12 protein-coding genes are annotated in these 12,999 nt (G+C 41.8%); 2 read left to right on the forward strand and 10 right to left on the reverse strand.

The annotated features are described in order from the left end of the window. Positions 1–399 precede the first annotated feature (399 nt). The 8 genes from A8708_RS33390 to A8708_RS33420 form a co-directional block, all read right to left on the reverse strand. Entirely contained in the window at positions 400–1,041 is a 642-nt protein-coding gene (locus A8708_RS33390; protein WP_068671199.1) for a hypothetical protein, read from the reverse strand. A 58-nt stretch (positions 1,042–1,099) separates the two neighbouring features. Further along, a complete protein-coding gene (locus A8708_RS33395; protein WP_068671202.1) occupies positions 1,100–3,247 on the reverse strand; it encodes an ABC transporter transmembrane domain-containing protein in 2,148 nt (715 codons plus the stop codon). Between the two features lie 160 nt (positions 3,248–3,407). Next, positions 3,408–5,867 carry a TOTE conflict system archaeo-eukaryotic primase domain-containing protein gene (locus A8708_RS33400; RefSeq protein WP_068671204.1) on the reverse strand — a complete coding sequence of 820 codons (2,460 nt, stop codon included), beginning with the start codon at positions 5,865–5,867 and terminating at the stop codon, positions 3,408–3,410. A gap of 151 nt (positions 5,868–6,018) precedes the next feature. Beyond that, complete coding sequence (locus tag A8708_RS35735) at positions 6,019–6,192, reverse strand: hypothetical protein (RefSeq protein ID WP_157265165.1); 174 nt, start codon at positions 6,190–6,192, stop codon at positions 6,019–6,021. Continuing rightward, entirely contained in the window at positions 6,176–6,454 is a 279-nt protein-coding gene (locus tag A8708_RS33405) for a hypothetical protein (protein ID WP_068671206.1), read from the reverse strand. Before A8708_RS33405 ends, A8708_RS35735 begins: the two co-directional genes overlap by 17 nt. 141 nt (positions 6,455–6,595) lie before the next feature. Continuing rightward, positions 6,596–8,209: a glycosyl hydrolase family 18 protein gene (locus A8708_RS33410; RefSeq protein ID WP_068671208.1), complete on the reverse strand. Its 1,614-nt coding sequence runs from the start codon at positions 8,207–8,209 to the stop codon at positions 6,596–6,598. A 168-nt stretch (positions 8,210–8,377) separates the two neighbouring features. Then, on the reverse strand, positions 8,378–8,932 hold the full coding sequence (locus A8708_RS33415) for a DUF6155 family protein (protein ID WP_068671210.1): 555 nt from the start codon (positions 8,930–8,932) through the stop codon (positions 8,378–8,380). Positions 8,933–8,999: 67 nt separating this feature from the next. Then, positions 9,000–9,353, reverse strand: a complete 354-nt coding sequence (locus A8708_RS33420; RefSeq protein WP_068671212.1) for a helix-turn-helix domain-containing protein — start codon at positions 9,351–9,353, stop codon at positions 9,000–9,002. A gap of 297 nt (positions 9,354–9,650) precedes the next feature. On the opposite strand from A8708_RS33420, the gene A8708_RS33425 reads away from it, so the two are divergent. After that, positions 9,651–10,796: a sensor histidine kinase gene (locus A8708_RS33425; RefSeq protein WP_068671214.1), complete on the forward strand. Its 1,146-nt coding sequence runs from the start codon at positions 9,651–9,653 to the stop codon at positions 10,794–10,796. Between the two features lie 18 nt (positions 10,797–10,814). Beyond that, complete coding sequence (locus tag A8708_RS33430) at positions 10,815–11,501, forward strand: response regulator transcription factor (RefSeq protein ID WP_068671216.1); 687 nt, start codon at positions 10,815–10,817, stop codon at positions 11,499–11,501. 75 nt (positions 11,502–11,576) lie between these two features. On the opposite strand, the gene A8708_RS33435 is transcribed toward A8708_RS33430, so the two are convergent. After that, positions 11,577–12,233, reverse strand: coding sequence for a M48 family metallopeptidase (locus A8708_RS33435; RefSeq protein ID WP_068671217.1), 657 nt, complete (start codon positions 12,231–12,233; stop codon positions 11,577–11,579). Continuing rightward, on the reverse strand, positions 12,230–12,940 hold the full coding sequence (locus A8708_RS33440) for an alpha/beta fold hydrolase (RefSeq protein WP_068671219.1): 711 nt from the start codon (positions 12,938–12,940) through the stop codon (positions 12,230–12,232). The genes A8708_RS33435 and A8708_RS33440 overlap by 4 nt, the downstream gene beginning before the upstream one ends. Positions 12,941–12,999: the final 59 nt, after the last annotated feature.

Genomic DNA, 12,999 nt, shown 5'->3' on the forward strand with positions numbered 1-12,999 from the left:
TCGTCCTGAGCCAGGATCAAACTCTCCATAGTAGAAAGATGACTTGCTCATTTGAAGCTAGCGAGATTTTGCAATCTCTTTATAGTCGATTGCTCGACTGTGCTTACTCACTCGTTGTTCAGTTTTCAAAGATCAATTTCTTTCGTCCGCTACCGTGTTACCGAAGCAGCGAGAAGTAATATACCATGTTTATTTTTATTGTGCAACTACTTTTTTTCGAGTTACTTTCAGTTGCTCTCGCCTGCCCTCTTGCGGCCGGATTGATAATATAGCATGGTTTCGACAAAGAATGCAATGTTTTATTTTTCCAAATTAAAAACTAATTATTTAGCGTTGTTATTGCATCCAATTGTAGAAACCATACTTTATCCTGCAGATCACAAAGGTGAATCCTTGTTATTACTTTACTGAATCAAAATGTACTGGTCTTCCATCTGAACGATTCAGGTGGAAGAAAACAATAAATAGATCTGTCATCGCATCACCAGTTTGCATTTTCTTTAACATTTTTTGAGTTTTCTTTATGATGTAATCTTTATGGTCTGCTAACAAGATAAATCCAAGCCCTGATGTCATGCTGAACTCCCCAAGTTTAACCAACCGTGTAAATAGTAAAGCATTCTTCTTTAAACTTTTACTCAAACTAAGGTCTACAAGTTTAATAGGATTGCTTACTTCACTAAGTATATCGGTAATGAGGAGAGTTCCTTCCTCCTTGTTAATCTCCACAACTTCATAAAGAGAAATATGAGATTCTAGCATTGCGCTTAACAATTCTTCTTCATCGGTAATTTTGGGCGAATAACTGTCGCTGAATTCTGATAACGCACTTCTTCCATTTCGAATCTTTGCATAAACATTAAAATCATAGACCGAGTCCATTTCCATCTCCGAACTGAGTCCCACTCGACCATTGTTAAGTATGCCTAAAATATTTGCCGCCTCTTTGTATTTTACTAAATCAACATGCCTATCCAATACTTCTGTGTGAAATCCGACTTGTGTTTGTCTGTACCTCTTATATTTTTCTATGAATTCCATGTATGTGCCTCCTATTGTTGTATTTCATATTTCTTAATTAGGTTTAACTTTCTTCCGTTTAGCTCCTCTCGCTCAACGACTGATTCAACTTCGCCTTCATATCCTCATAACGATCCAATAGAGGCAGCAACTGCTTGCGAGTTAGCGAAAGTAGCGTGCATTCCGTTAGCGCTGTAATGTTCGCATTACGAGGCGCATCCTTCAGCAGCGCAATTTCTCCGAAATGATCTCCATCTTGTAGAACAGCAACCCTGATATTCTCACCTTGGGCGTTATTTTTCGATACTTCAACTTTGCCCCGTACAATAATGTACAATTTATGCCCAGCTTCACCTTGGCGAAACACATCTTGTCCGCTCGTAATTTTCTCCGTCATCAATAAATCCTTGATCTCGTGAAGTAGATCTTCATTCATATAAGAAAAGAACGGCATCTGTCTTAATCGCTCGACTTCAACAACAACTTCCCCAGTTTGGGATAGTTGGAAGCCTTGCTGCTTTTGCCACAGTTGGTGGTAGGCACCTTGTCGCTCTAACAATTCCTGGTGCGTTCCGTGTTCGATTACTTGCCCCTTTTGTATAAAATAGATTAGATCCGCATGTGAAACGGTCTTCAAGCGATGCGATACGGCAACAACCGTACGCCCCTGATTGGCACGCGTAATAGTCTCATTTAATGCTATTTCTGACTCCGGATCTAATGATGCCGCAACTTCGTCCATGAATGTGAGCTCATTCGACCGTAATAATGCACGAGCGATTGATATCCGATGCCGTTGACTGACGGACAGATTGGCACCATCATTCTCAATCCAGGTATCGTAGCCATTGGACATTTGCATAATTGCCTCGTGAACGCCGACTGCAAGCGTCGCTTCAATAAGCTCTTCCTCGGTCGCATCGGGATGACCCATCAGTAAATTTTCGCGTATTGTCGTATTGAATAAATAAGGTTCCTGAAAAATAACACCAGCTTGCTTAAGCAGTGCAGACAATTGAATTTTACGGAGATCAAGGTCATCCACTTGAATGGAGCCCTTTTGCGGATCATAGAAACGCATGAGCAGTTGGAGCAACGTGCTTTTGCCTGAACCACTAGGACCCACCAAAGCCACGTAGCTGCCTACCGGAATAGCTAAGTTGAGATCTTGAATAATAGGTTGCGCCTCCGTATAGCCGAAGGTCACATTGTCGAACTTAATCTCGTTGGTTAAAGAGGGATTCTGAACGGCTTGCTCGTCCTCATCCAAATCTGGTTTAATCTCCAGCACTTCGTTAATACGTCGTATGCCAACCTCACCTTCAATTAGGTCAGGTACAACCTCCATGAATTGAATCACAGACACTCCTACTGTGTCAAAAACTGAATAAAAAGCAATTAAATCCCCGATCGTCATCGTACCTTGGAACGTAAAATACCCACCTAATCCAAGAATAATCACGTTAATAACGGATAAGACCATGATCGGAAGTCTCTCTAAATTAGAGTTAATGAAGCTCCGCTTCACCCCTAACCGAAACCACACTTGCAGTTGCTTCGTGAACCTATTTTTCATGGATTCTTGCAATTGAAAACCCCGAATAACCTTAAAAGCTTTCATTTCCTCATCCATATTATTTGAAAATGATTCTACGATACCAACGTACTCCTCGTTGTAGCGCTGCGCACGTTTATTCAGTAGTTTTTGTGGGACGAACATGAACACAATGCCGACGAACGCAACAAGTGCCAGTTTCCACTCTAGTACAAACAAAATGACTGTGCCCACTACCATGCTAAGACTGGCCAAAATGAGCGTAGAAAACGTCTGCATCATCGCATGCTCTACCGCTGGAATATCCATCGTAAATCGCGCAACAATATCCCCGATTCGATAGCGTGAGAAGAAATGAGCAGAAAGCTTCTGCGTCTGTTCGTAGAGATCTTTGCGCAGTCCGATAAGAATCGTCTCGTTTAATTTGGACATCGCATAATCGCCGCCGACACCAATCAATAAATTCAAAACACCGCCAATAAGCAGCGCTAAGAGCAGACCAAAGAAAATGGTCATATTCCGAGGGGTAATGGCATCGTCAATTAAATATTTAATACTTAATGACGTAAAGTACTCGAAACTGAGTTCAAATAAGAGTGCAATGATGAATACGGTAAATATTTTTTTGCTATTCGCTAAGTATCTTAGAACGGATCGGTATAAGTAAAGCATCGATGGTTTCAGCGCCTTTTCATAGATTCAGTCGATAGGATGTGAGGATATAGTTCATTTTACCTATAGTTTACCACATCTGATTTGTGCCCGGTAACGATTTAATTAACCTTAATAATTGAAAAAAAGCCTCGTCCGTGGGACGAAGCAATTATCTCTACTACTCTGCAAACCGGATTACTGCGCGGTACTCCAATTCCATTCCACTGTATCCCATGGCCCGATAACCAGCTATTCTTTTCTTGTACATACTCATGAGAATAGAGACTTGGATATCGATATAATCGTAGATCTGGACGTCTTTTTTGTTAGCATGGGATCGGTGTAATCTTCCTGCGTATTGTTGTAAGCTCCCTTTCCATGAAATGGGGTGTACAAGAAATAAGGTATCTAACCTAGCATCGTCAAATCCCTCACCAATCAATTTACCTGTGGCAATAAATACCCGTTCTTCTGTATCAGGGATACTAGCAATCTTTTGTCTTATCGCTTCCCTCTGTTTCTTCCCCATACCGCCGCGTAATACAATGACATTCTTGGCAAACTTCTCAAGTCTCTTTTCAAAATATTCAACATGAGCAGTTCTCTCTGCAAGAAGAATCGGTGATCTGCCCTGATTCAAGCATTTTAATAGATCATCAAAAATGAGCTCGTTCCTATTCTCATCATCTACTAAATGTTGATAAATAGTTTGAATTGATGGATTAATTGTCTGTGGCGGCATTTGAAAAGAAGTATATCTAGGCACAACTTTATGTTCAAAGCCTCTTGTTAGTACTTGTGATTTGGCATCAATTCGAGTTCGTATCGGACCGCATTGCATCAGTACGATCGGTTGGTGTCCGTCCTGTCTCGTGGGGGTAGCTGTAAGCCCAATGACATATTTGGCCTTCGCCTTTTTTAACACCTGCTCAAAGCTAAAAGCCGAAATATGGTGACACTCATCAACGATAATTTGCCCGTATTCCGATAGATATTCCTTAATATGCCCCTTATTATTCAAGCTTTGAATGACGGCAATATCTATTTTCCCTGTTCGTTTCTCCTTACCACCACCAATAACACCGATTTCTTTGATATTCACATTTAAAAAAGTGCTCAATCTTTCCTTCCACTGATCCATTAATTCCCGACGATGCACAAGAACTAGCGTATTCACTTTTCTAGAAGCGATAATAGAAGAGGCAACTACCGTTTTACCAAAAGCTGTGGTAGCTGAAAGAATTCCCGTATCATGGGCTAGAATGGATCGAGCAGCTGCATCCTGTAGCACTGAAAGTTGCCCTTTAAATTGAACATCTATATCGATACCTACATTTCTCTCATCGGTAATCGAATACGTTACATTATTCTTCTCAAATAATTTGATTAAAGCATGAAAACAACCTCTCGGCAGAGCGATATGCCTGGCGAAATCCTCCGCACAGCCTATCACTCGAGATTTTCCATACGTAGATAATCGCATCGCTTGTGTTTTATAGAAATCAGGATTAGGAAAGGAAGCAAGTTGTTTAATCCGATTAATTGCATTGTTTGATAATTCATTCTTTTCAATATAAATCATGTTCGAAAGAACCAGCTGTACTTGGGACGGCAAATCTATCCCTACTTCTTCATCGTTAAATTGGACTTGCTGAATTTCCCAAGGTCTATCCTCGCTTACATCCTCCCAGTTTCCTACATTCAGAATACTCGAGTACCTTGTTACTTCTTGTAGAAGAGTTTCGACTTGAGCTAAACTAAGTTTTCTTAACCCCGCTAAGAAACTCCATTGATCCTCGTACGGTTTAAAATTTGCGTCTATAAAAACGCTATTCCCTTCTTTCCTAGGACCTCCTTGCAAAGGCAATGCAATTAGATTTCCAAATCCTCCTCGGGGGAGTGTATCTTGATTAGGAAATAATCGATCGTATGAGTCTAGTCCAAGCTCATGTCTATTCTCCATCGTCCTAGTTATTAATGCACATCCTAACGACCTAGCAACACTGGCTTCAATTGGTTGTTCAAAAAATATCCATATATGCCCACCGTTACCTGAACGAGAGCGTTCAAGCGCAGCAGGAATTTGAAGATCCTCACAAGTAGTAAGTACAGCAACTGCATCCTGATTCCAATCTTGTTTGTCAAAATCCATAGCTAGAAACCAACAAGTCTCATTTTGCAGCATCGGATACACACCTATTGTCTGGTCAATCTTTGCATCTAAATGGCGGGATATTGTCTCATCCGTTATAGGAAGGAAAGCTCTGTGAGAACAATCCGAACATTTAATCTGAGGCTTCTTACAGATCAGAGACCACTCGTTCCCACATGCTGGAGAGTACCCTGATTTTCCTACTTTACTTTGCCATCGATTAGGATATACATCCTCACGTCCACGAAACAGCGAACGAAATAGCGCAATTTTTTCACTGGGCGTTGAATAATTATGCACGGAGCCTGGACTAGGTGGTAAATATTTAGGAATAAGTTCCTCGCTAATTTGGCTCGGTGTAGGCTTGTAAGTAGAAACCTCAGATGGTGATAACTCCTCGAGCATCTGTTTCAATAATTGATTCTCTCTTAATAAACGTTCGATCTCTTTCAGGGCAATTTCTAGTTGCTTGGCTAGATCACTCATAATTCCTCCAGCGGAAATATCTTTGTAAAGCTAGTTTAGCATAGGAATAAACGAATAAATAACAAGAAACCGTCCAATCACATGGACTGTGATAATAGACGGCCGATTAAGTGCATGCTTCAAATCATATGTGACCCTTCATTTCTTCCAATTAGGCATTTTCTCGCTTAAGCTTAATTCCATCTATCCAAACAACTGAGTTATCTTCATCTACTTCAAATACAAGAATGACTTGATAAAGGCCTAGCCTGGCCCAATAACCTTTCAATTTACCAAACGATATTTGTTTTGCCGTGGACCAGAATACATTATAATTTTTCTCCATGCTCAGCTTCCCCCACCTTTTCACGGAGGTAATCGAGCCCTGCTTGCTGATCATAAACTCGCCCAGAATTACGATCCTCGCGGCTCCGCTGAACTTGTCGAATGAAATCTTCATCTATAGATAGTGCTTCAATATCCAAATGCTGTGCAGCTTCGCGTTCTCGTTTCATATTCAAGTAACCAATAAAGTCAAGCACTTCAATCGCATCTTGTTCAGGAATATGTTCGATTAACCTTTTTAATTCTTCACGATTCACACTCATGGATAACCCCACCTTTCGATTACTATTACCATTATAACATAACAACAATAACATCAAATCGCTCACTGCTCTTGCATTTACACAGTACTTGGATTAATTGATAAAGAGCTAGGTTCATGAACCTAGCTTCTCCTGTCCTACCTATTGTTTAGACGCCTGCTCACCGATCCGTTCCCAATCCGCAGCCGTATAATTCCCCATAAACCATAATGAAACACCTTGCAAATCATAGAATTTGGCAAGCCAAATCTTCTTGGCTATGCTCTGCGAGTCTTCGTAGTACAACACATGGCTCCCCCGATGGTCGGCGAATGTGGCTTTCGTCAAGAAATATGGCATTGTCCATGAGCTATCGACACCTGGCATCGCCAACCTTTTCTCAACATCGGCAACAGCTGGTTTAAGGGCAGTTCCAGTTGCGCCAGATTGGGTAATCCACTGGTTAGCCTGTTTGGATATGCCGAGTACCAGCTTTTCTTTCGGTATCGATTGAAGCGCTGTAACGACAGTATCGTTCACTAATGGTAACGGTGCCGATGGCAACATGTTATCATCATGTGTGAAGTCATACGCCATCAGGATAACTGTATCGGCTAGCTTGCCGATCTCTTTTAGATCATAACCCTTATAGTAGTAAATTGGAGGAACGGCTACGGACAACGAAAGCGATCCTAATTGGCTTTTCAACTCCTGAAGAAATTGGGTGTAATCTGCCGCACTTGCCGCGTCTTTCAATCCTTCAAAATCAATGCTTACCCCAGTAAACGAGTAGGCTGGATCTTTCAACGTACTGAGCAATGAGGCGGTAAAGGTCTTCTTGGCAGGAGCATCTTTAAGGAAGTCTTTTAAATTGGCGCCATCATAGAAAACCATCAGTTCTTTCGTGATTTGGGCAGCATCCGCAGTGGCAATGACTTCTTCATAACCTTCCGGCACACGATTTACTGTTGAGCTAATGTTCAATGAAGCTGTTCCAGCTGCGCTGTATGACAAGTTAGACCAACCCATAATGACACGGGAAAGCTTGTTCATCTGCTGAATTGCAGGGTAAGATACCAGGGCATAGTAGCCTGTGAAATCGATCTTCTGCTCGGCAATTCGCTTATCAATTAAGCGATAGATTACGGCTGCGGCCTGTTTGCGAATCAGAGACTCTTTCGGGGTAAATCCTGTCAGATCCCCCTCCATGATGCCACGACGCGCTGTGTAGTAGACATAAGGTTTCATATCTTCATGTATACTCGAATCATCTTTAAAGCCTCTACTACTTTGTTCCTTCTTCCATTCGGTAGTTAGCCATTGTTGACGGGCAGCTTCACTTTCAGACTCCAACAGAGATTTTCCTACGAGCATAGCAACTTCTTCTCTCGTAATTGTCTGCGTAGGATGAAGGAAACCTTCCTTATCTAGTAAACTATCAAGCCATTTCCGTTCGAAGACAGCAGCAATATAAGGCGCCGACCAGCGGTCCTTCGTTACGTCTGCGGGGATGCTCCCCACGGTGGCTTTACTCTCTATTTTACCTGCCATAACGAGCAACTTAATGAAAGCCTCTCTAGACAGATCATCATTAGGACGATACGTTTGGTCATCGTAACCATTAATAATACCTAATGCGGATAATGTGTAAATCGGATCCTTGGCATAGTCTTGTTCCTCATCCTTGAAAGGCTGAAGTTGTACATCGTAAGCAAACGCGGTATTCGCAAACAAAAGAACAAACAACGCGCCGAATAAGATTGTCTTTTTCCACATAAACGTCTTCTTTCCTCTCCTCTATATCTGCGATTGCTAGAATGAATACTCATAGCAACATAGTAATAGACGCTTTGGGTTGGTGTTTAGTTACGTTAATAGGAAAAAACCGTCCTATCACATATAGTGTGATTGTGGACGGCTGGGTTATGGTATGTTCCTTAGAACTCAATCTTCATCATCAAATCCGCCGACGTACGTGTAATAAGCGTCAGCTAGTCCCTCTTGAAATCCCCAACCTACATTCCCGGCTCTTTGCATAATGAATATCAATTTCTCGCGGAACATACGATGCAGCGCACCGCTATCATCTGTCGCAATTTTTTGAACAGCCGATTGATACATGGACACCATACTATTATAAAAAGACTCGTACATATCCCCGTAATCATTGGTCATCTGTACACCTAACTCGACGTAGTAAATCATTAACTCAATCGTTCTAACTTGATTATTGGTGAGCTTACTGAATTCAGAAATTGCCTTTCTGGCATCTGCAAATTTCAGTTTGGGCTCACCGCGGTCAGGATAAAATTGAATTAATATCTTCTTTTCTGCCGCTTCAAATAGTTGATTTTCTGTATGTTCAGGATCTAGCATCATGTGAATATATTTTTTGACATCTTCACTAGATTTGTAGCAATCTACAATAATAGATACTAGCTCTTCCGGTTTGTACGTTTTGAGTTGTTTCTTAAGCTCTGGCAGTGAAATCTTGGACATGTTGATCTCTTTCCTTCCTTCTAAAGATCTTTGTCCACTATTATATCAAAAAGTGATTTCAAATGAGCTACTTTTTCTCCGCTAACGTGTTAGCTTCCTGCAAGTAAATCACATGATTAAATAACAGCGAAAGTAACTTCCGCATGGATTTGATACCAGCTTTGTTCATTATATTAGCAAGATGAATCTTGACCGTTTTCTCGCTGATTCTGCAGCGTTCGGCAATTTCGTGATTGGAAAAGCCATAGATTGCGACCATCAGGAAAATTTCCGACTCTCGTTTCGTGATTTGATACCTATTGGAAAATACGTCGATGGAATTACCCGTTTCCTGAATGAGAAACTCATTCATACGATCATAATCCGTAGTGCCTAATGCATGCGTGTCCCCATTTTTTCGATGAAGCAAGTCTTCATTCAAGTCCTACTCCCTCCTACTCAGGGTTACGTTCCAACAGTGATTTCAGGGGCAAATATAAACTTAAAATTAGAAGAATGCCGCCTAGTAAGTTCCATAAAACCATTAACATGTGGACATACCTCCCTTGGAATCTCTAAATCCCTCTATCTATATTATAGATGATACTAAAGACCTATCCTAGATGAAGAAATTCACTAGATATGCAACTTTTTCGACGCCTTCTGCGTTCAAGGTATGACTTAAGTCATGTTTATGCTAAAATGAATGGTAAATAATGCTTTATTTGAGGGTAACGATATGGATGTACATCTAAATAAAAATATGACGCTCACTTTGAATATCATCGTGATAGGCGCAACACTCTCCCTATTGTTTCATACGAGTAAGTTTTCGGTAGGGCTGCTGCTGCTAGCATGTACGTATATTGCTGGTGTCCTTACGCGGGATTACATCCTGAAGATCGCTCTGCATAGTAAGAGAGGTTTCCAGTTTTTATACGCTCAACTAGCCTTGGCGCTTGTTATCTGTGTTTGGTCAGAAAGTTATTTTTCACAAATTTACCTCTTGATTCTCATTGGCGAATTTACCTTTCATCATGGTAGAAAGCATGCGATTATCTTTACAATCGTTACTTATGTTTGTGTTTTACTAGGCGTCATGATCTATCGTCAGTTCCCACCCTTTGAGGACATCTATTTAATAATTCCTAGAGTGATTGATTTCTTCGCTATTTACGGCATGAGTTTACTGGCTCGGATCGCATTTCAACAAAAGAATCAGTTGGCTATCGACAATGAACATCTGCGAATTGCCTCTATTGCGCTGGAGCAGAAGGCCAAATTACAAGAACGCACGCGAATTTCCCGTGACATTCATGATTCCGTTGGACATACGCTGACATCCGCGTTAACTGGGTTACAGACTGCCTCACATGCGTTAGAGAAAGGTCAATATTCCATCGCTCAAGAGATGGTAGATAGAACGAAAGAAAGTATTCTCAGAGGGTTACATGATGTACGAAGCTCTGTCCATGTGTTGCGAGAAAGCTCTACCGATCACTGCTTCACACCTGATCTTATTCGGCTGATCGAAGATACCAAAAAGCAAACTAACGTGGAAATTGCCTATACGATCGACAGCATGACGCCTGATTTGACACCCATTATTGAGATCACCATTTACCGTGCACTACAAGAAGGTTTAACTAATGGCATTCGCCATGGCCTAAGTACCTATTTCCACTTATCGCTAACGTATCACGAGGAAGTCCTTCGCTTCGTTCTATCCAATAATGGACATTCACCGACCCAGATTGTTTATGGCTACGGACTTAGTGCGATGAAAGAGCGAGTGGAAGATGTGGGGGGAACGTTAACCATACGTAACAAAGGTGCATCTGGCGGAGTAACGCTAGATATAGCCATACCCTTCAGTCGAAAATGATCGGAAGGAGTGATCGATTTGTCGCAGACAACCATTCTTATTGCAGACGACCAACCCCTCATCCGCGACGGATTAGCAGCTATTCTAAGCATGGAAGAAGGATATTCTGTCGTAGCTACAACAGGGGATGGCATAGCCACAATTGAACAAGTACAACTGCATCGGCCACAGCTCGTTATGATGGACATCCATATGCCTAAGCTTGATGGGCTAGAAGCTACGAAACGAATCAAAGCCGAATTCCCCGAGATCAAAGTACTTATTCTGACCTCATTCGAGGATGAAGCCTACATCTGGGAAGCGATACGTCACGGTGCCAGCGGATATTTAGTGAAAGGCGTCGAGACGAAAAAAATACTCTCAACCATTCAGGTATGCCTAGATGGCGGCATTACATACCCCTTAAGTATTCAGCCGCGACTTGTCCAAGCAATGCGTTCCTCAGAAGAGCATGAAGAACGGGTACTAGAGGAAAACATACAGCCAATTAAAACGGAACTCTATGATGACAAGCTGTCTGGGTTATCAGCTCAGGAACGGAACATTCTGCGGAATTTGAAGCAAGGGAAGTCGAATCAAGCCATCGCTTCTGATATGTTTCTGACTACGGGGACTGTGAAGAATTACTTAAGTGTCATTTATAAAAAGCTGAATGTCTCTGGACGGTCGGAGACGATTGCTTACTTACATGAGAATGATCTGTAGGGATCATTGAAAGGGATAGAATAAAAGGAGTAAGAGTCCAGTTAATCGAATCTTACTCCTTTTATTTGTCTCACATTATAGCGTCATCGCCTGTCCGTACCGAGCTAGGAAAGCTTCCTTCTCTTTATAATTCGGCATGATACCGCCAACACGTCGCCAGAAGGAGCGATCATGATTCATATGTAGAAGATGGCATAGTTCATGAACAATAACATAATCAATGACCTCAACCGGCGCCATGGCTAGGCGATAATTGAACGTTAACTTTTTATCCGAACTGCAACTCCCCCACTTCGTTCTCGACTCATCGATCTCGATCGTCTTGGGTTTAACCTTTAGTTGAGCTTGATACGTTTTAATTCGCTCCCCTATGACTTTCTTACAGCTGCCAAAATAAAACTTCTTCAAGTTGATTCTCAACTCGTCTTCCGTGAGACCATTCGTTTCGATGAGCTCGTGCAGGAAATAATATTTCCCAAGATGTAAGAACTTCCCTTCGTCTTCGTATTCCTTGACTTTGGGGATGGGTTGCCGAGCTTTGGTAATGGCCTCTAGCTTGTCTAGGATAGGCTTGCTGTGTTGTTGCACAGCATGAATGATTTGCTCCTGACTAGTGCCATTGGGCGCTTTGACCGTGATGAAACCTGTGTCATCGATGTAGATGTGAAGTTTACTGCGGATCGCATATTGGACATTGACGTCTATGGTTGTGTTGTTGAGTTCGATTTTCACGATGATGTATCCTTGCTCTGAATGAATTTCATGATTTGCTCAACCGTTACCTGCTGCTGTTGTTCACTTGAGATCGTCGCTGTGCCATCGCCTTTTTGAGCGCCGTAATTTCCAAATTGCCCATGATTGCCACCCTCAATAACGAACACATTCTCTGTGTAGCTAATCTTCGATTTGTCTAAAACACTATCAAGCGAGCCGTAGACAGTTAGCGCATTGCTCGGCGGAATGTCACCGTAAATATAAGCACCAAGCAGTACTAGTCCCTTGATCTTATCCGGATGCTTTGATGCGTAATTGCTTGCCATGGCTCCGCCTAGCGAATGTCCACCAATGTACCAGTTATGGATTGCAGGAAGCTTGCCAAACACCTTATCCGCGGCACTGCTGTTAAAGAACGCAAGGTTAAATGGCATATCAACCAGCACACAGGTTATCCCGTTCTGACGTAACTTCTCCAGCATGGGTAGATAAGCCGTATGCTCAACTTTACCGCCAGGGTAGAAAATGAACCCCGTCTCGCTAGGTGTTGAAGGCGTAAGAATGGTAAGTTTGCCATCTGTTGTGATTGTCTTTTCATTGGCCAAGACGTCTTTGTCCACGCCAACGGCATGATAATAATTAGAGACATAAATTAGAAATGCTGCTGCGAGAATAACGATAAGCGAAAGAAGTGAAAGAAGCGTTATCTTAATCCATTTTTTCATGTGCTGGCCTCCATAGGTGTATGTATGTAAATCCTATTGCGTATTGATGCTATCTTACA

Source organism: Paenibacillus oryzisoli (assembly GCF_001653565.1).
Classification (GTDB): Bacteria; Bacillota; Bacilli; order Paenibacillales; family NBRC-103111; genus Paenibacillus_E; species Paenibacillus_E oryzisoli.

Excerpts from the sequence above, each read along its gene's own strand:
- A8708_RS33390 (WP_068671199.1), bottom strand. The coding sequence starts at position 1,041 with ATGGAATTCATAGAAAAATATAAGAGGTACAGACAAACACAAGTCGGA.
- A8708_RS33395 (WP_068671202.1), bottom strand. The coding sequence starts at position 3,247 with ATGCTTTACTTATACCGATCCGTTCTAAGATACTTAGCGAATAGCAAA.
- A8708_RS33400 (WP_068671204.1), bottom strand. The coding sequence starts at position 5,867 with ATGAGTGATCTAGCCAAGCAACTAGAAATTGCCCTGAAAGAGATCGAA.
- A8708_RS35735 (WP_157265165.1), bottom strand. The coding sequence starts at position 6,192 with ATGGAGAAAAATTATAATGTATTCTGGTCCACGGCAAAACAAATATCG.
- A8708_RS33405 (WP_068671206.1), bottom strand. The coding sequence starts at position 6,454 with ATGAGTGTGAATCGTGAAGAATTAAAAAGGTTAATCGAACATATTCCT.
- A8708_RS33410 (WP_068671208.1), bottom strand. The coding sequence starts at position 8,209 with ATGTGGAAAAAGACAATCTTATTCGGCGCGTTGTTTGTTCTTTTGTTT.
- A8708_RS33415 (WP_068671210.1), bottom strand. The coding sequence starts at position 8,932 with ATGTCCAAGATTTCACTGCCAGAGCTTAAGAAACAACTCAAAACGTAC.
- A8708_RS33425 (WP_068671214.1), top strand. The coding sequence starts at position 9,651 with ATGGATGTACATCTAAATAAAAATATGACGCTCACTTTGAATATCATC.
- A8708_RS33440 (WP_068671219.1), bottom strand. The coding sequence starts at position 12,940 with ATGAAAAAATGGATTAAGATAACGCTTCTTTCACTTCTTTCGCTTATC.